The sequence below is a fragment of the Bradyrhizobium sp. USDA 4486 genome, assembly GCF_054057995.1.
Window position 1 is genome coordinate 3,200,500 of record NZ_JBSRZV010000001.1, and the last position, 17,197, is coordinate 3,217,696.

18 protein-coding genes are annotated in these 17,197 nt (G+C 64.4%); 7 read left to right on the forward strand and 11 right to left on the reverse strand.

The genetic code is table 11. From position 1 onward, the window contains the following. Positions 1-20 precede the first annotated feature (20 nt). From ACVWY3_RS15900 to ACVWY3_RS15910, 3 genes are read left to right on the forward strand one after another with little or no spacing between them, the layout of a single operon-like run. Complete coding sequence (locus tag ACVWY3_RS15900; RefSeq protein WP_456839279.1) at positions 21-1,067, forward strand: ABC transporter substrate-binding protein; 1,047 nt, start codon at positions 21-23, stop codon at positions 1,065-1,067. A 21-nt stretch (positions 1,068-1,088) separates the two neighbouring features. Then, positions 1,089-1,952, forward strand: coding sequence for an ABC transporter permease (locus ACVWY3_RS15905; protein ID WP_456839280.1), 864 nt, complete (start codon positions 1,089-1,091; stop codon positions 1,950-1,952). Next, positions 1,952-2,767: an ABC transporter permease gene (locus ACVWY3_RS15910; protein WP_456839281.1), complete on the forward strand. Its 816-nt coding sequence runs from the start codon at positions 1,952-1,954 to the stop codon at positions 2,765-2,767. The genes ACVWY3_RS15905 and ACVWY3_RS15910 overlap by 1 nt, the downstream gene beginning before the upstream one ends. Here the strand turns inward: ACVWY3_RS15910 and ACVWY3_RS15915 are convergent, their stop codons facing one another. Next, positions 2,768-3,103 (reverse strand): hydroxyisourate hydrolase, encoded by a 336-nt coding sequence (locus tag ACVWY3_RS15915; protein ID WP_456839282.1) that lies wholly within the window; start codon positions 3,101-3,103, stop codon positions 2,768-2,770. A 26-nt stretch (positions 3,104-3,129) separates the two neighbouring features. Here ACVWY3_RS15915 and ACVWY3_RS15920 point away from each other — a divergent pair, with 26 nt between their 5' ends. The 3 genes from ACVWY3_RS15920 (at position 3,130) to ACVWY3_RS15930 (ending at position 5,862) form a co-directional block, all read left to right on the forward strand. Then, entirely contained in the window at positions 3,130-4,326 is a 1,197-nt protein-coding gene (locus ACVWY3_RS15920; protein ID WP_456839283.1) for an MFS transporter, read from the forward strand. Next, on the forward strand, positions 4,307-5,674 hold the full coding sequence (locus ACVWY3_RS15925) for an amidase (RefSeq protein ID WP_456839284.1): 1,368 nt from the start codon (positions 4,307-4,309) through the stop codon (positions 5,672-5,674). Before ACVWY3_RS15920 ends, ACVWY3_RS15925 begins: the two co-directional genes overlap by 20 nt. Positions 5,675-5,739: 65 nt before the next feature. Continuing rightward, the gene (locus tag ACVWY3_RS15930; RefSeq protein WP_456839285.1) at positions 5,740-5,862 is read left to right on the forward strand and encodes a hypothetical protein; all 123 of its coding nucleotides are present in this window, start codon (positions 5,740-5,742) and stop codon (positions 5,860-5,862) included. A gap of 17 nt (positions 5,863-5,879) precedes the next feature. Here ACVWY3_RS15930 and ACVWY3_RS15935 read toward each other — a convergent pair whose 3' ends face one another. The 10 genes from ACVWY3_RS15935 to ACVWY3_RS15980 form a co-directional block, all read right to left on the reverse strand. Further along, positions 5,880-6,893 carry a formate dehydrogenase subunit gamma gene (locus tag ACVWY3_RS15935; RefSeq protein WP_456839286.1) on the reverse strand — a complete coding sequence of 338 codons (1,014 nt, stop codon included), beginning with the start codon at positions 6,891-6,893 and terminating at the stop codon, positions 5,880-5,882. A 39-nt stretch (positions 6,894-6,932) separates the two neighbouring features. Further along, positions 6,933-7,529, reverse strand: coding sequence for a formate dehydrogenase FDH3 subunit beta (gene fdh3B / locus ACVWY3_RS15940; RefSeq protein WP_011088224.1), 597 nt, complete (start codon positions 7,527-7,529; stop codon positions 6,933-6,935). A gap of 12 nt (positions 7,530-7,541) precedes the next feature. Beyond that, positions 7,542-10,484: a formate dehydrogenase subunit alpha gene (locus ACVWY3_RS15945; RefSeq protein ID WP_456839287.1), complete on the reverse strand. Its 2,943-nt coding sequence runs from the start codon at positions 10,482-10,484 to the stop codon at positions 7,542-7,544. 2 nt (positions 10,485-10,486) lie between these two features. Then, entirely contained in the window at positions 10,487-10,705 is a 219-nt protein-coding gene (locus ACVWY3_RS15950; RefSeq protein WP_456839288.1) for a twin-arginine translocation signal domain-containing protein, read from the reverse strand. 29 nt (positions 10,706-10,734) lie between these two features. After that, the gene (locus tag ACVWY3_RS15955) at positions 10,735-11,526 is read right to left on the reverse strand and encodes a molecular chaperone TorD family protein (RefSeq protein WP_456839289.1); all 792 of its coding nucleotides are present in this window, start codon (positions 11,524-11,526) and stop codon (positions 10,735-10,737) included. 117 nt (positions 11,527-11,643) lie between these two features. Next, positions 11,644-12,261, reverse strand: coding sequence for a DUF3306 domain-containing protein (locus tag ACVWY3_RS15960; protein ID WP_456839290.1), 618 nt, complete (start codon positions 12,259-12,261; stop codon positions 11,644-11,646). Next, positions 12,258-12,773, reverse strand: a complete 516-nt coding sequence (locus ACVWY3_RS15965) for a DUF3305 domain-containing protein (RefSeq protein ID WP_456839291.1) — start codon at positions 12,771-12,773, stop codon at positions 12,258-12,260. The genes ACVWY3_RS15960 and ACVWY3_RS15965 overlap by 4 nt, the downstream gene beginning before the upstream one ends. Then, on the reverse strand, positions 12,770-13,777 hold the full coding sequence (locus tag ACVWY3_RS15970) for a DUF6352 family protein (RefSeq protein ID WP_456839292.1): 1,008 nt from the start codon (positions 13,775-13,777) through the stop codon (positions 12,770-12,772). Before ACVWY3_RS15970 ends, ACVWY3_RS15965 begins: the two co-directional genes overlap by 4 nt. Further along, complete coding sequence (locus tag ACVWY3_RS15975) at positions 13,774-14,310, reverse strand: DUF6505 family protein (RefSeq protein WP_456839293.1); 537 nt, start codon at positions 14,308-14,310, stop codon at positions 13,774-13,776. The genes ACVWY3_RS15970 and ACVWY3_RS15975 overlap by 4 nt, the downstream gene beginning before the upstream one ends. An 8-nt stretch (positions 14,311-14,318) precedes the next feature. Beyond that, positions 14,319-15,074: a biotin/lipoate--protein ligase family protein gene (locus tag ACVWY3_RS15980; protein ID WP_456839294.1), complete on the reverse strand. Its 756-nt coding sequence runs from the start codon at positions 15,072-15,074 to the stop codon at positions 14,319-14,321. Between the two features lie 151 nt (positions 15,075-15,225). Here ACVWY3_RS15980 and ACVWY3_RS15985 point away from each other — a divergent pair, with 151 nt between their 5' ends. Continuing rightward, positions 15,226-17,196 carry a 4Fe-4S dicluster domain-containing protein gene (locus tag ACVWY3_RS15985; protein WP_456839295.1) on the forward strand — a complete coding sequence of 657 codons (1,971 nt, stop codon included), beginning with the start codon at positions 15,226-15,228 and terminating at the stop codon, positions 17,194-17,196. The last annotated feature ends 1 nt before the right edge of the window (position 17,197 follow it).

Here is a 17,197-nt window from a genome sequence, read left to right on the forward strand (position 1 = left end):
TGTCCAGAGGGAGTTCGACCATGATCATCAACCGCCGACGCCTGATGACAACTGCGCTCACACTTGGCGCCATGAAGGCATTTCCAAGACTGAGTTTCGCCCAGGCTCGCCCGCTGGTGTTCGCAACGTTCACCGGAAGCTGGGAAGAGGCACACAAGGCCGTGCTGGTGCCAGCCTTCCGCAAGGCCAACCCCGATGCGACGATGGTGCTCGACCCCATGCTGTCGGTCGACCAGATCGCGAAGGTCAACGCCGCCAAGACCAATCCGCCGATCGACGTCATGCTGCACGATCCAGGTCCGGCCCTCGTCGCGATCGGCCAGGACCTGGTCGAGCCTTATCCGGCCGAGAAGAGCGCCTATTACAAGGATCTGATTACCGAGGCGCAGGAGCCGATGGGCCCCGCCCCGTTCTTCCAGGTCGTCGGCCTCACCTACAATCCGGAAGCCGTCAAGACGCCGCCGACCTCCTGGGCCGATCTCTGGAAGCCGGAGTTCAAGGGCCGCGTCGGTATCACCAACCTCAATTCGACGCTCGGCACCGGCTGGTTGGTCGAGATCGCCAAGATGCGCGGCGGCTCGGAAGCCAATGTCGATCCTGGCTTCAAGGCATTGGAAGAGCTGAAACCCAATCTCGCTGCGGTCGCCGCCAATCCCGGCGCGCTCGCGACCCTGTTCCAGCAGGGCCAGATCGATATCTCGCCCGGCAACTTCAACGCCATCCAGATCCTGAAAGCGCGCGGCGTGCCGGTCGAGTTCGTGGCGCCGAAGGAAGGCGCCATCGCTTTCAAGACCACGATCCACATCGTCAAGAACTCGCCGAACCGCGAGCTCGCCTTCAAGCTGATCGAGGCGGCGCTGACGCCCGAGGTACAGACCGCGCTGATGAACCCGCCCTATCTGATCGTACCGACCAATGCCAAGGTGACGATGGGCGGCGAGATCGCGCGCGTGCTCGCCAAAGACACCGCGGAGCTGAAGCAGAAATTCGTGTTCCAGGACTGGAAGAAGATCAACGAGCAGCGTTCGGCCTGGATCGAGCGTTTCAACCGCGAGATCAAGATTTAGAACGGTGAAGGGCGGAGAGCGATGGGAGCAGCACCGGCATCGCGGGACGTCACGTCCTACGGACTGGGATTGGCAGCGCCGCTGGCGCTGTTTTTCCTGCTGTTCTTCGTCGCACCGCTGCTGCAATTGTTCTGGCTTTCGCTCCACAACGACACGGCCGGGCTGCATTGGGGGCTCGGCCAGTACCTGCACTTCCTCACCGATCCCTTCAGCCTCAGCGTGCTCGGCTCGACGCTGCTGCTCGGCGCCGAGGTGACGACCGTCTGCCTCGTGCTCGGCTTTCCCATCGCCTGGCTCTATCAGCGCGTCGGGCCCAAGCTTCAGACCATCATCATCCTGATCGTGCTGCTTCCGCTCCTGACCAGCGTCGTGGTCCGCACCTTCGCCTGGATCGTCATGCTCGGACGCCAAGGCATCATCAACGCGACACTGCAATCGCTCGGCGTCATCGATACCCCGCTAAAGCTGCTTTACACCCAGTTCGGCGTGGTGATCGCACTGGCGCAGGTGCAGATGCCGCTGATGACCTTGCCGCTGATCACCGCGCTCGGCCGCATCGACCCGAACCTCGACGATGCTTCCTGCTCGCTCGGGGCCGGAAGCTGGCGCACCTTCTTCCGCATCGTGCTGCCGCTGTCGCTGCCCGGTGTCATCGCCGGCTGCACGCTGACCTATGCCGCCGCCATCACCGCCTTCATCACCCAGTCACTGGTCGGCGGCGGCCAGATGCTGTTCATGCCGATGTATCTCTACCAGCAGGCCTCGACGCTGCAGAACTGGCCTTTCGCAGCCGCGATCTCGATCATCTTCCTGCTCGCCGTGCTCGCGGTCGTCTCGGTCTTCACCACCCTCGGACGCATGTCGCGCGGCTATGGAGGCGCATGATGAGCGGCCGCAAGCGCACTCTTGAGGCGATCAGCTTCGAGTTCGTCATGACCGCGATCGCCGTGATCGCGCTGGTCATCATCATCGCGCCGTCGCTGGTGGTCCTGATCGTCTCCTTCACCAGCGGCTTCTCACTGCGCTTCCCACCGCCGGGCTATTCGCTGCGCTGGTATGTCGAGCTGTGGAATGCCTGGCAGCTTCACTTCGCGGCCAAGAACAGCCTCGTCGTCGCGCTATGGGCGACAGGGCTGTCCGTCGTACTCGGCGTTGCGGCCGCGCTGGCGATCTCGCGGTCGCGAACGCTGTCGGCCCGACTGCTCGATTCCCTCTTCATGTCGCCGCTGGTGTTGCCGGCGCTGGCCTTTGGTCTTGCCGCCTTGATGCTGTTCTCGCTGGTCGGCCTGCCGGTCTCGCCGCTGACGCTGGTGATCGGCCACACCGTGGTCTGCGTGCCCTATGTCGTGCGCAACACGGTTGCCGCCCTCGCCCAGCTCGAGCCGGCCCTGCTTGAAAGCTCGACGGTGCTGGGCGCGAGCCGCCTCTACACGTTCCGTCGCATCGTGCTGCCGCTGATCCGACCCGGCATCATCGCCGGCGCCTTCATCGCTTTCATGTCTTCGTTCGACAACGTCCCGGTCTCGCTGTTCCTGCGCGATGCCGCAACCGACATGCTACCGATCCGGATGTGGCAGGACCTCGAGGGCAAGCTCGATGTGACCATCGCCGCGCTGTCGGGCGTGCTGATCATCGTGACCGTCGCGCTGGTCGCGCTGATGGAGCGCGTCACGGGCCTGTCGCGGCGGTTGACGAATTGATCAGGCGCCGCGGAACAGCGAATAGCCCCAGCGGGTGAATTTCAGCGGCAGGTGAAAATGCTCGTCAACGTTCTTGATGCGGAAGCGGAACGGGGTCACGGTCAGGAAGCCGTCGCGCTCGCGAAAGAACTCCCCGAGATGAAACAAGACCTCATACTCGCCTGCCGTCACGCTGGCGCCCTGCGCGATGGGGTGATCGAGTACGCCATTGGCGCCGAGCCGCCCTTCGGCAAGGCGCGAAGAATCGGGCCCAATGCGCCAGATCTCGACGCGCAGCCCTTGCGCGGGACGCCCGCTCGCCACGTCGACCGCGTGAATGGAAATACCGCCTGCCACCATGTTCCTCCCGTGAGCGGAGCGCCATGGTAGACACAAACGCGGCCGTTCGGCCAGCGCATGCGCTGCTGCCGGCGCTCGGCGCGATGACCTGGCTCCAGGCGCTGGTGGCGCTCGCCTTGTTCGCACCGGGCGTGGTCGCACCGCGCGCCCGTATCGAGGTCTGGCAGCTCTCGATGTTCTCCTGCGCGGTGTTCGCCGTCGGCATCCCCGCCTCCTTCTGGGGTGGCGGCTTCATCGCCCGGGTGGGCTCGCTGCGGATCGCGAGTCTCTGCGCGGCAGCGATCGTCGTCAGCATGGCGCTGGCCGCGCTCGGGTCGAACGCCGCCTTGCTGGCGGCGGGCCTTTGCCTCGGCCTTGCGATGGGGCCTGAGACGCCGGCAAGCGCGGCGCTGCTGGCGCGGCTGGTGACCGCCGAGCGGCGCGCCCTCGTCTTCTCGGTGCGCCAGACGGGCAATCAGATCGGCGCGGTCTGCGGCTCGCTCGCCCTGCCCGCGATCGCCATCGCATTCGGGCCAGCCTGGTGCTATGCGGCCGTCGCGGCCGCGGCGCTGCTGGCGATCCTGCTGTTCGAGCATCTGCGACCGGCCTACGCCGGCAAGGCCGTCCCGCCCCCAAAGCTCGATCTCCGCGCGCGCCTGGCGCTGGTCACGGCGGACCGACGGATCGCGATGCTGGCACTGGCCTCGATGCCGTTCAGCGCGATGCAAGTGTCGCTCAACACGGTCTTCGTCACGCTTGGCACAAGCGAGCTTGGCCTTAGCCATATCGAAGCAGGCATAGCGCTCGCCTGCGCACAAACGGGCGGCCTGGTCGGTCGTCTCGGCTGGGGCTATGTCGCCATGCGCCTCAACGCCTCGCGCGTGGTCCTCGTCGTCATCGGCCTTGGCATGGCCATCTGTGCCGCGCTGCTCGGCCTCGACGGCGCTGTGCTCGGCCGAACCGGCCAGTTCGCGATTGCTGCCCTGTTCGGCCTGACGGCATCGGGCTGGAACGGCGTCTTCGTTGCCGAGATTGCCCGCCTCGCCCCCCAGGACCGGATCGGCGAGACCACCGGAGCGGTGCTGACCGCGTCCTATGCCGGCCTGCTGGCGGCGCCGGCCGTGGTATCGATTCTGGATGGTGTGGTCGGCCTCGGCGCGGCCTTCTTCGCCTTGGCGTGCCTCGCGCTGTGCGGCACATTGGCTCTGATCTGGGGAGGCGATGACAAAGCCGGTCAATAGCGCGCGCGAGATTGCGGCCGACGTTACGGCGGGGCGAACCAGTGCGGTCGCGACCGCCAGGGGCGCCCTCGCCCGCATCGAGGCCGCGAAGAGCTTGAACGCTGTGGTCACGATAGATCCCTCGCGCACGCTTGCCGATGCCGCCGCCGTCGACGATCGCCTGCGCGCAGGCGAAGCGATGCCGCTTGCCGGCGTCCCCATTGTGGTCAAGGACAACATCTGGACCGGCGGCTGGCGCGTGACACAGGGCTCACGCCTGTTTGCCGATTTCATCGCGCCGCAGGATGCGATCGCGATCGAGCGGCTGCGCAAGGCCGGAGCCGTCGTCGTCGGCATCGGGGCAACCTCCGAGTTCGCGAGCAAGGGCGTGACGACCTCCCCGCTGTTCGGGCCGACGCGGCACCCGCTCGACCTCGCGTTGACTCCCGGTGGCTCATCGGGTGGTCCGGCCGTCGCCGTCGCAGCCGGCCTCGTGCCACTCGCGATCGGCACCGATGCGGGCGGCTCCAGTCGCAGGCCGCCAGCCCATGTCGGTGTCGCCGGCTTCAAGCCGTCCTACGGCGCAATCCCTTATGGACCTGGCTTCGCCGAGCCGTTCTTCGGTCTCTCCGTCATCGCGCCGATCGCCACCGACGTTGCCGACATCGCGCTGGCGTTTGAAGTCATGGGGGGCGCTGATCGGCGCGATCCAGACTCGGCGAGCATTGCGCAAGAGATCGCCGACATCGCCAGTCTGCGCATCGCATTCTCGCCTCACCTCGGCCTCGATGTCGCCGTTGACGATGCCGTCGCCAATGGACTCGTTTCTGCCGTCGAGCGGCTCTCGGCCGCAGGATTGCGCATCGCGCAGCGCGATCCCGTCTGGCCGTCAGGCGCCACGGAAGAGTCCATCATGCCGCTTCAGCATGCCGGCCTCGCCGCTCTCTATGGAGAGGCCTTGCGCAAGGACCCGACCGTCTTCGATCCTGATATCGCCAAGCAGATCGAGCGGGGGCTGTCGTGGTCAGGCGCAGAGGTGGCCGGAGCGCTGCTCTCAAGCACTGCTATCGCCAACGCCTTTGCGGAGTTCTTTGGCGGGATCGACCTGCTGCTGACGCCGACCGTCCCATGCGTCGCGTGGCCACTGGCGCAGCTGGGCCCTGATATGATCGGAGGAAAACCCGCCAGCCCACGTGCCCACGCGGTGTTCACGCCGTTTGTCAATCATGCCCGCCTTCCGGCGATCTCCATTCCGTGCGGAGCCGATCGGTGCGGACTTGCATTCGGCCTTCAGATCATTGCCGCGCGCGGACAAGATCGTATGCTGCTCCAAGCAGCGCAAGAGATCGAAGCGATCTTGCGAACCTAAACCCAAGCGCGGCGTTTATTCGCGGCCAGACATCGTGTATAACACGCCTGCGAGGAGGGATCGCGATGAAGGCTTTCATCCTTGCCTGTATTGCGACGATCGTCATCGCAGCGCTTGGCGTTGCCGTGCTCAACAGCGTACAGCAACCCGTCGCAGAAGCCTTTGCGACGACCGGGGTACGTCTTTAGGCGCCGCGCCGTCAGCTCTATTCGGCGGCGGACGCAGCATGGCGAGGCTGCGGCTGAGAGTCGTTCGGGCCAATCCGTGCCAACTCCTGGTCGAGCCACAGGCTATGGTGCTCGCGTGCCCAGTTGACATCCACCTCGCCTGATCCCATCGCCTCGAAGGCACCTTCCATCCCGATCGTGCCGATGTAGATGTGAGCGAGCATCGCGGCGATGAACAGCACGGCCACAACGGAGTGAACGATCTGGGCAATCTGCATGCCTTCGATTCCCGTCAGGTAGAACGGGAACATGAGCTGATACCCGGTCGCGGCGACGAGACCACCGCCGATCACGACGATCCAATAGATCCCCTTTTGACCGGCATTGAAGCGGCGAGCCGGCGGATGATCATGACCGATCAGACCGCCTCCGCGCTTGATCCACTCCACATCCAACTTGCTCGGGATATTGCCGCCGATCCACATCAGAAAGATCAGCACGACGCCAATCGTGAAGGGAAAACTCAGGTAGTTGTGCGCGAATTTCGCCCATTGCGACCATTCCGAGAAGGCGTCAAACCCAATCAGCGGAAGTAGCAGCGGCCGACCGTACGTGATGTTCAATCCCGAGATCGCCAGGATGATGAAGCAGGTCGCAGTCATCCAGTGCACGAAGCGCTCGAAGGTGTTGAACCGCACGATGGTGCGGCCGGATCGTCCGCTTTCGAGACGGACCATGCCGCGTGTCAAATAGAAGATCACCAGCACCGCCAGCATGCCGAGCATGGCAACGCCGCCGATCCACCGCAGCGCAACGTTGCGGAATTCACGCCACTCGCGGCCGGCAGGTTGCATCAGCACGCTGGAGCGCTGGTCGGGAATGCTGACGCGTCCCTGGATCCGATCCATCTCTTGCAGCAATTGGCGCTCGTTGACCGAGCTCGCCGTCGGATTGACCTGCTGGGCCGGCGACGGTACCGGAGCTGCCATGACCAACAGAACCAACGCCCACGCGCCGATGGCTGGTCGAACGAACCTTGCAAATGAGGACATCTGCTTCTCCCGGCATTCTTGCCACGGCGCGCGGCGCCTTCAGGACTCGATCGTTTCGCGATAGGCGGTCTTCCAGCCCCACGCGCCTGAGCCGTAGCCGCGCTTCAGCACGCGCTCCTTGTAGATCTGGGCGATGATCTCGCCGTCGCCGGCGAGCAGCGACTTGGTCGAGCACATCTCGGCACACAGCGGCAGCTTGCCCTCGGCGAGGCGGTTCGCACCGTATTTTTCGTATTCCTCCTTGCTGCCATCGGCCTCCGGACCGCCGGCGCAATAGGTGCATTTGTCCATCTTGCCGCGCGAGCCGAAATTACCGACCTTAGGATATTGCGGCGCGCCAAACGGACAGGCGTAGAAGCAGTAGCCGCAGCCGATGCAGAGATCCTTGGAGTGCAGGACTACGCCGTCGGCGGTGGTATAGAAACAGTTCACCGGGCACACCGCCGCGCACGGCGCATCCGTGCAGTGCATGCAAGCCATCGAGACCGATCGTTCGCCCGGCTTGCCATCGGCGATGGTGACGACCCTGCGGCGGTTGATACCCCAGGGGACCTCGTGCTCGTTCTTGCAGGCCGTGACGCAGGCGTTGCACTCGATGCAACGGTCGGCGTCGCAGAGAAACTTCATACGTGCCATCGTCGTTGCTCCTTATGCCGCCGCGATCTGGCAGAGAGTGACCTTGGCCTCCTGCATGTTCGTCGCGGGATCGTATCCGTAGGTGGTGATCGTGTTGGCGCTTTCGCCGAGCACGATCGGGTCGGTGCCCTTCGGGTAGTTGCCGCGGAGATCCTTGCCCGCAAGCCAGCCACCGAAGTGGAAGGGCATCCAGGCAACCCCCTTGCCCACGCGCTCGGTGACGAGTGCCTTCATCCTTGCCCGTGAATTGTTCTCGGCACCGGTGACCCAGACCCAGGCGCCATCCTTGACGCCGCGATCGGCCGCGTCGGCAGGATTGATCTCAATGAACATGTCCTGCTGCAATTCGGCGAGCCACGGATTGGTCCTGGTTTCCTCGCCGCCGCCCTCATATTCGACCAGGCGGCCGGACGACAGGATGAGTGGGAACTGTTTCGCGATTCCCTTCTCCACCGCAGCCTTCTGCACGGAGAAGCCAATATTCGGCACGCGGAACTGCTTGGCGTCGGGCAGCGTCGGATATTTGGCAACGAGGTCGACGCGCGGCGTGTAAATCGGCTCGCGGTGGACCGGGATCGGGTCGGGCAAGCCGAATGCGTTCATGCGCGCCTTGCCGTTGCCATAGGGGACGCAGCCGTGCGCCAGCGCGACGCGCTGGATGCCGCCCGACAGGTCGAGCGACCACGACACCGCGTCCGGAGTTGCGGGGTTGACCCTGTTGATCACGGCCATTTCCGCTTCGGTGAGCTCGGTGTCCCAGCCGAGCTTCTTCAGGCTGGCGAGCGTAAATTCCGGGTAGCCGTCCTGGATGCCCGACCCTAGCGAGTACGAGCCGTCCGCGAGCAGACTGACCTTACGCGTCGTGCCGTCCGGCAGCTTCTCCTCCCGCTCGATGCCGAACCGCGGCCGGAACGTGCCGCCGCCATCCATCACATGCAGATTGGTATTGTAGAGCAGCGGCGTGCCGGGATGCTTGACCTCCGGCGATCCCCAGCACGGCCAGGGCAGGCCGTAATAGTCGCCCCCGACCTCGGGATCGTCCTTCGGCGCCCGCATGGTCAGCATGTCGAACTTCGCCTGGTTCTTCATGTGCGCCTTGAGGCGCTCGGGCGATTGCCCGCAATAGCCGGTCGACCAGCTGCCGCGGTTCATCTCGCGAAGTACGTCCTCTGCTTCAGGAAGATTGTTCTCGACCTTGATCTTCTTGAACATCTGGTCGGCGAAGCCGAATTTCTTCGCCAAGAGGTAGATGATTTCGAGATCATCCTTCGATTCGAAGATCGGCTTCACGATCTGCTCGCCCCATTGCAGCGAGCGGTTGGAGGCAACGCGCGAGCCCTTGCACTCGAATTGCGTGGCGACCGGAAGAATATAGACTCCATCCTTGCGTCCCGCCTCGACTGCGAGCGAGGCCCAGGTCGTCGGATGCGGATCGGCGATGACGAGCAACTCCAGCGCCTTCAGGCCATTAAGGGATTCAGGGATACGGGTGATGCTGTTGGAGGCGTGTCCCTGCACGAATACCGCCTTCACGCTATCCTTCTGCGCGACTTGATCCTTCGGCAGCGTCACCGCCTCGAACCAGCGGGTCAGCGGAATGCCGGGGGCCTCCATGATCTGCTTGGAGTCGAAGCGAGACTTCAGGAAGTCATAATCGACCTCCCAAACCCGCGACCAGTGCTTCCAGGCGCCCTCGGCGAGGCCGTAGTAGAACGGCAGCGTGACGATATCGAGCCCGACGTCGGTGGCGCCCTGCACGTTGTCGTGGCCACGGAAAATGTTGGCTCCCATGCCAGCTCCGCCGACATTGCCGGTCATCAGCAGCAGGATGCAACTGGCGCGCACATTGGCGGTGCCGACGGTCTTCTGGGTCTGGCCCATGGCCCAGATCAGCGTGGCCGGCTTCTCGGTGGCAAACATCTTGGCGACGCGCTTGAGCTGCTCGCCGGGAATGCCTGTGACACGCTCGACTTCGTCCGGAGGCCACTTCTCCACTTCCTTGCGCAGATCGTCGAACCCGTAGACGCGCTGCCGGATGAACTCCTTGTCTTCCCAGCCGTTCTGGAGGATGTGCCACATCATGCCGTAGAGCACCGGGATGTCGGTGCCCGGCCGCATCCGCACATATTCCGTCGCGTGCGCGGCCGTGCGCGTCAGGCGCGGGTCGATGACGACGAAGTTGGCCTTTTGCAGCTCCTTTCCCTCAAGCAGGTGCTGAAGCGAGACCGGATGCGCCTCGGCCGGATTGCCGCCCAAAATAACCTGCGTCTTCGCATTACGTATGTCATTGTAGCTGTTGGTCATCGCACCGTAGCCCCAGGTATTGGCGACGCCGGTAACCGTGGTCGAGTGGCAGATGCGGGCCTGGTGATCGGTATTGTTGGTTCCCCAGAATGCGCCGAGCTTGCGGAAGAGGTAGGCGCCTTCATTCGTCATCTTGGCCGAGCCGAGCCAATAGACGGAATCGGGGCCCGACTTCTCACGTACAGCTTGAAGTTTGTCGCCGATCTCGTCGATTGCGGTATCCCAGGACACGCGAGTCCACTGGCCACCCACCAGCTTCATCGGATAGCGCAGCCGCCGCTCGCTGTGCACGAGCTCGCGCACGGAGGCGCCCTTGGCGCAATGCGAACCGCGATTGATCGGCGAATCCCAACTCGGCTCCTGACCGATCCACACCCCGTTCAAGACCTCGGCCGTGACCGTGCACCCAACCGAGCAATGCGTACAGATGCTCTTGCGGACGGTCGCGCCTGCGGCGAGCGGACCGGCGCTCGCCGCCTCCGCTTTGCGGACGCCGCCGACCGGCAGCGTGCCGAGCGCGGCGAGCGCGCCACCGGCAAGGCCGGATTTGCGCAAGAAGCTGCGGCGGTCGAGACCGCCGGCCTGCCCCGCAAGGGACACGGCAACGGAACCTTGGCGCAAGGAACGCTCGTTTGTTCGCTTGATCAGCACGGTCAACCTCCCTTGGCCGGATAGCGATTGACGCGATAGAAGGCCTTGATGTGATCGGTTTCCTTGTAGCGCGCCTTGCGCTTCTCATCGCTGGTTTCACCATCAGCCTGCGCGGACCCGACCAGCGGTGTCGCAAGCGTCGCGCCGGCGCCCACCGTGCCGACGCTGACCTTGCGCAGGAAATCGCGACGCCCGACTGTGGTTTTCCTGTCTTCACCCATCGCATCTCTCCTGGACCTGCCGGTGCAGGTCAGCTGGCGAACGTGAATGCTTCCGTCTCGATCTCGATAAAGGCGCGACCGAGCGCGCCGACCGCACGATAGAAGATGGCGCTCTCCGCGCGCTCGATGTGGGCGAACAGCTGCCCCATCCAGGGCCCGATATGTTTGTCAAAGAATGCGCGCTGCGCCTCGAACGACGCCGGGAAGCGGCCTCCCGCGAAGCCCGCCATGATCTCGCACACGATGGCGGCGTGATCTTCCGGCTCCGAATTGTTCGCGGCGCGCTCGATTCCGGACGCGGCGAGATCGGCGCGCAGGCGCGACAGCGGCCGCTCGTTGAGGAATCCAGTCAGGTAATAGGAGGCATAGGGCAAGAGCTCGCCGCGGCCGAGACCGACGAACAGATCGAAATATTCGCGCTCAACCTTGGCTGCGACTGCATTGGCAGCGGCTGCGGCCAGGCCGGCATGCGCGCGACCGAGCGGCGTTGCATCGCCGCTCAATGCGGCCAGTTGATCGAGCAGGATTCTTGACGGTGCCGCGGACAAGAGCGTCGCGAGCAGCAGATATTCCTGGGCGCGCGCCGCATCAACGGGTTCAGGCAACGCTTCGGACGGAAGCGGCTCCCTATACAGATCAGGCCGCAAGTCAGTGCGCGATACGCCGGTCGCCGCTTCGACCGCAATCACCCGTTGTGCGGGCACCTTGTTCCAGTTCGAAACGGATGGTTGGCTGATGCCGATTTTGCGCGCAAGACCTGCAACGCCGCCTGCGGCGCAAATGGCTCGCTCAAGGCCATCATCACGCACGTGGACCTCCATCCAAGTCCCGGGTGCTGATTTTGCTTTTGCTACAAAGCGCTAGAGCAAGCGTAGTCCTGGCCCAGCGGAGGGTCAATGTCCTCCCCATAGTCTGGGGCTATGGCCTTTCGTCGGGGTCTAGCGGGGCAGCGCTCCGCCATGCCTGCGGCGAGGACTCGACGGTTGTCCGCTTTCAGTACTTTCAGCGGCCGTTAGTTGCGATGCAGCACCAACAGGTGCGGCCGCGGCTTGTTCGACGACGATCTCACCACTCGATCTCTCGACCTGCCGCAATTCCGGCGAAGAATCCGTGACTTCAACCGAAGTCTCAGACACCATCTCGGCTGACTTGCTGAGGCCGCCGAAGATCCTGTCCACGACCGCAGCCAGCTCTGCCTCCGAGCAATCCAGCGGGCCAAAGCCCGGCATCGCGGCCGGATCGTTGAAGTCCCAGGCGTTTTCCGCAAGCCCGACGAAGTCGCGAATGGCGGGATCGGCCCTCCACGCGCGACGAAGCGCCGCACGCGTCAGCTCCTGCGGAATCCCCTTGCGCAGGAATTCCCTAATGTCCGTTACGGACGTGATCGAATCGATCGAAGGCAGGCTCGAAAGATCGAACTCTGCTTCGTCGTTTTTCACGACAGGAGGCGGTGCCGACTGCATGTCGTCGGGGATTGCCGGATCCGGTTGGCGACCGTTCGTCTTTGCTTCCTGCTTGCGACGGGACCAGCGCGCCAGGAACTTGTCCTCGGTCATTCGTGTCCGCCTTTTTGTTGCCGACTCGCCAGCGCTTCCGGATCGGCCTGCCGCCGCTTGCGTTTGAAGAATTCCCGTTCGACGTGGTACTCGGCAATGACGCTTTCAATCTGCTCACGCAGGGCCGCCGGCATGGGGACGGCCTCGACCAGGTTCGCGCCGGACTCCGTGAATGCCTCGCCTTCCGCGGGATCGGCGGTGGCGGCAGCCACCGAATAGGGCCAAGCGCCTTCCGCGGGCGACAACACGGTCCAGATGCTCGGGTTACCCGAAGCGAGATTGTCACGATAGCGCGCCGTCTCGGAACTGTAGAGATCGACCGTAGCACTGCCGGCATAGAACAGCGTCCTGCCGCTCTCTTCGCGCAGAACCGTCCAGGACTTCGTGTCCGGCTCATCCGGCAGCACGGCGACGGCGCGCCAGATAAAGTCAGTCCACGGCGAGTCCGCCCTGTACCGCTCGACCACGATGCCGACGGGGATGCACACAATTGGCAGCGCGGCCGGGCTCACGTCACCATCTCCAGGTGTTTGATCGGCAGCCCCGTCAGCAAATTCTGCGGCTTCATCCGGAGCTGCTGATTGGGATCCATCGACAGAATGAGATAGACCGGCTCGCCCTGCATCTCGTCCGCGACTGCACTCGTGTCTGCAAACGTCAGGCGGAACAATGAAAGCACACGGCCGGCGCTGCGGTCGTCGAGTTGTTCGCCATGCCAGAGACGGTCGCCGAGCCTGGTCGCATCGGCATCTAACCCGACATACCAGGTGAGCCTCGCATCACGCAGTTCGCGCAGCGGCTCAATATCCACCTCAATCCCGAGCAGATGGGAGATCCAGCGCGCCATCGCCCGCGCCAATGCCCTCGGCCCGCGCCCGCCCGCGGTGAGATCGAAAGCCATGTCGAAACGGTCGCTGCGGTGCCAGTAGTCGTCGGCATTGCCCTCGCTCAGGACGTCCAGCTCGGCATCGGTCACGGCCCCGAGCATCGACATCAGCGAGAGCATCGGGGTCGGACTCCGCCCGCCGACGACCTCCTCGTCGCCGAGCAGCAGGACCCGTTCTTGCGGCAGGATGCGCTGTTGGCGGAAGAACAACTCGGCGGCGCGCAACACGAAAAGGTCATCGCAGCCATCCAGCGCATTGCGCAAAATGACATGCACGAGTTGATTGACGAACAGGGGCGGCAAACGGCTCGTCCCCGGCCGGACCGTTGCAAGATAGGCAGCTTCCAGCGTCGGATGTCTCACCAGGAGATCGCGAACCGCAAGCACGAGCCGCCAGTTCTCCCGGGCATCCGCATCAACGATCGCTGCAATTTCATCCGCACTGACCTCCCGGCGGGGAGCAACAAGCAGCTCGCGGTGCAGCCGTCGCTCGACCGGGCATGCTTCGTCCGGCGGACTCAGCTCGGGCCGGACGAAATAGGCCTTCAGGAACTCGTCGGTGACGCAAAGCCCACCGCCCGCCTCGCGATCGAGCAGATGATGGCCGCATGAGATCCAGAAATCATTCATCGATTCTGCTCCTGGCCCATATCGGCAAGCCTGACATTGCTATCGGGCTCAACATCATCCTCGGCTTCCATGAACGAGAACGCCTTGCCGTGCCGCTGCCCCTGCCGCAGCTGCAGCCTGCGGAACGACTCACGGATTTCGCCGTCGCTCACCGAGCGGTGGACGGCAATGAGCGAACTGATCGGATGCGTGCAGAGCGACTGCACGAAGACGACCTCTTCTTCGGCGGCCGCCCGCGCGGTTGCCAGATCCGGCGCGCTGAAACGATCGATGAGTCGCCCGGCGAGGAGCTCGATCAGCGCCCGGCAATCGCTCTCCGTTGCCGGCACGATCTGCGCCAGCGTCGACCACCCCCAGGATTGCACCCCGAGAAGGCCGCTGCGGAACGCCGCGCGCGCCTTGCCGCTCAAAGTCACCGGATCCTGATCGCAGAAGCGGAACGCGCCGGAGACGACCCATTCGCCGGGCTCTGCCGCCGCGTCGAACACGAATGTGTCGGAAGGATCGAGCGCTATGGCGCGCAGCAGTTTCACAGCCCTTGTCACCGCCTTGGCCCTCCGAGTCTCGGATCGAGCCAGGCTGGCGTAGCGAGCGCTTTGACGAGCTCGCTCCGCTCAACTCTGCCGGTACCAACGTGACGCGTGAGGAGGTCGCCGTTCTCGCCGATTCCCAGGACGGTTCGCTGCTCATGGGGAACCCGGCTGAGATAGTCGCGTGCGACACTGTCAAAGCCATCGACCTGCCAACGATCGATCACCCGCATCAGGTGCCGTGCAAAACTCTCGGTCACCTGCACGGCGCCCGCCTCGCCGAACCCCTCCTCATCCAGCGTGGACGCGAGCGGACGAACGCCGGGTCCCTGATCGGCCATGGCGACCGTCCGGATCATGGCGCCAAACACCAGCCATGCGGGCCGCTCATTCTCGCGCGCGGACGATGGCCACCCCATCCGCGCACCGCCGACCAGCGCGCCGTCGATCTCGACCGCGTCGGGCCAGCTGATCGCGACGGTCTTGTTCGGCGGCGCGTAGGCGCGAAGTGCGTCGGTGAGCGCGACCATGCCCGCATAAAGGGCGCGTCGCGCGGTGCTGAAGGGTTCGCTCGGCTCGAGCACCACAGCGAATTCGGCAAGATCGAACCGCCCGACGTACACCAGCGTACCCGCGCCGCTCTTGGGTGCAATGCCGCAAGCATGGGAAAAGGCGTCTCCGCTCTCACGCAACCGGACGAGCGTGAAGGGCGGCGGCAGACGGATCGGTTCCGCCAGGGAAACGGCACTGGTTGGGGTCGACCGCAAGGCCGTCCTCCACTTTCCTTTTCTTCCCGATAGTGAAAATCTATACGAGGTGCAGGAACGGCGCGAGTCCGTAAGTCGGCGCCGCACTGACGGAGGGATTCACCTGGACCAGCCAGCGAAGACCGTCCTGATCTGCTCGTGTGAAGGCACGATGCGCCTTGACACGGCCGCTATCCAGCGTGGATGCTCCAACTGCGAGATCAGGAGCTTTCGCCATCTCTGCGGCGCAGAGCTCGATCATTTCCGCAACGCGGCAAAGGCGGATGGCCCGCTGACGGTCGCCTGCACGCAGCAGGCTGCGCAGTTCACCGATGAAGCCGGCGACCGCCCTGACGGCATTACTTTCGTCAACATCCGAGAGACGGCGGGCTGGTCGCGCGATGGCGCGAATGCGGGTGCGAAGATGGCCGCTCTGCTGGCCGCCGCTGCGATTCCCGCACCCGACTATCCGCTGGTCACATTGTCGAGTGACGGCATCGTCCTGATCTATGGGCGCGACGAGGCCGCGATCGAAGCCGGGCAGCTGCTCGCAGACCATCTCGATGTCACGGTCATGCTCAGGCAGCCGACGGACGTTACGCCACCTGCCGCGGCAGTGTTTCCGATCGTGAAGGGCACGATCCGCAACGCGCGGGGCTATTTTGGTGCCTTCGAGCTCACAATCGACAACTACGCGCAACCGCGTCCCTCTTCGCGCGACTACCTCGTGTTCGAGACCGAGCGCAACGGTGCGACCTCGCGCTGCGATCTGGTGCTCGACCTCTCCGGCGAGCCACCGCTGTTTCCCGCCCACGACCTGCGGGACGGCTATCTCCGCGCCGATCCGGGAGATCCCGCAGCGATGCTACGCGCGGTGCTTGCCGCTCGCGATCTCGTCGGACGTTTCGACAAGCCGAGATATGTCGACTTCACAGCCAGCCTCTGCGCGCATTCGCGCTCGAAGCTGACCGGATGCCATCGCTGCCTTGACTTATGCCCGACCGGCGCGATTGCGCCGGACGGCGACCATGTCGCTGTCAAAGCAGAAGTCTGCGCAGGTTGTGGGCAATGCGCAGCCGCCTGCCCCACGGGAGCCGCATCCTACGCGCTGCCGCCCGCCGACACTCAATTGCAGATCCTTCGCGCCATGTTGCTCGCCTATCGCGAGGCCGGCGGCACGCATCCGGTGCTGCTGTTGCACGACAGCCAGCACGGCACGCCGCTGATCGATGCGCTCGCCCGTCATGGCGACGGATTGCCGGCCAACGTGCTTCCCCTCGCCGTCAACGAGTTGACGCAGGTCGGCTTGGAGGCCGTTATCGGCGCATTTGCATATGGCGCGGCGGCGGTGCGGTTCCTCCTCCGCGCCAAGCCGCGACACGGCGTGTCAGGACTTTTGCAGACGATCGTCATGGCCGAGACTATCCTCGCCGGGCTCGGATTTGACGGCCGCCGCGTGACCACGATCGAAACCGGCGATCCCGACACCCTGGCTGACCAACTGATGGGGATCGGTTCCCTCGCCGGCATCGAGAGTCCAGCGACTTTCCGGACAGTCGGCAAGCGTGGCGATCTGCTTCGCTTAGGCCTGAGCGAATTGCATCGCCTCGCGCCCAAGCCGGTCGACGTGATCGCCTTGCCCGATGGCGCACCCATCGGTGCAATCACCGTCGACTCCGGTGGCTGCACGCTGTGCCTGTCCTGTGTTTCTGTCTGCCCGACCGGCGCGCTGCGCGCCGATCCTGAGCGTCCCGTGCTCAAATTCGTGGAGGACGCCTGCGTACAGTGCGGTCTGTGCCAGAGCACCTGTCCTGAGAAGGTCATCACGCTCACCCCGCAGATCGACTTCCGGGCCAGGCGCGCGCCTGCGCGCGTGATCAAGGAAGAAGAACCGGCCCTTTGCGTTCGCTGCGGCACCCCCTTCGGCGTGAAGAGCACCATCGATCGGATCGCGACAAAGCTCGAGGGACGCCATTGGATGTATCCAAGCGGGGACCGTCGAACCCAAGCCTTGCGGATGTGCGCCGATTGCCGCGTCATTGTCATGAGCGAAGAACAGTTCGATCCGATCCAGGACGTTCCGGAACGCGCGCCACCACGGACGACGGATGACTATTTGCGTCAACGCGAGAATAAGGAGTAGC

Bases quoted from the DNA above. Each gene is read 5' to 3' on its own strand.
- ACVWY3_RS15900 (WP_456839279.1), top strand. From the start codon at position 21: ATGATCATCAACCGCCGACGCCTGATGACAACTGCGCTCACACTTGGC.
- ACVWY3_RS15905 (WP_456839280.1), top strand. From the start codon at position 1,089: ATGGGAGCAGCACCGGCATCGCGGGACGTCACGTCCTACGGACTGGGA.
- ACVWY3_RS15910 (WP_456839281.1), top strand. From the start codon at position 1,952: ATGAGCGGCCGCAAGCGCACTCTTGAGGCGATCAGCTTCGAGTTCGTC.
- ACVWY3_RS15920 (WP_456839283.1), top strand. From the start codon at position 3,130: ATGGTAGACACAAACGCGGCCGTTCGGCCAGCGCATGCGCTGCTGCCG.
- ACVWY3_RS15925 (WP_456839284.1), top strand. From the start codon at position 4,307: ATGACAAAGCCGGTCAATAGCGCGCGCGAGATTGCGGCCGACGTTACG.
- ACVWY3_RS15930 (WP_456839285.1), top strand. From the start codon at position 5,740: ATGAAGGCTTTCATCCTTGCCTGTATTGCGACGATCGTCATCGCAGCG.
- ACVWY3_RS15935 (WP_456839286.1), bottom strand. From the start codon at position 6,893: ATGTCCTCATTTGCAAGGTTCGTTCGACCAGCCATCGGCGCGTGGGCG.
- fdh3B (WP_011088224.1), bottom strand. From the start codon at position 7,529: ATGGCACGTATGAAGTTTCTCTGCGACGCCGACCGTTGCATCGAGTGC.
- ACVWY3_RS15950 (WP_456839288.1), bottom strand. From the start codon at position 10,705: ATGGGTGAAGACAGGAAAACCACAGTCGGGCGTCGCGATTTCCTGCGC.
- ACVWY3_RS15955 (WP_456839289.1), bottom strand. From the start codon at position 11,526: ATGGAGGTCCACGTGCGTGATGATGGCCTTGAGCGAGCCATTTGCGCC.
- ACVWY3_RS15960 (WP_456839290.1), bottom strand. From the start codon at position 12,261: ATGACCGAGGACAAGTTCCTGGCGCGCTGGTCCCGTCGCAAGCAGGAA.
- ACVWY3_RS15970 (WP_456839292.1), bottom strand. From the start codon at position 13,777: ATGAATGATTTCTGGATCTCATGCGGCCATCATCTGCTCGATCGCGAG.
- ACVWY3_RS15985 (WP_456839295.1), top strand. From the start codon at position 15,226: ATGCGCCTTGACACGGCCGCTATCCAGCGTGGATGCTCCAACTGCGAG.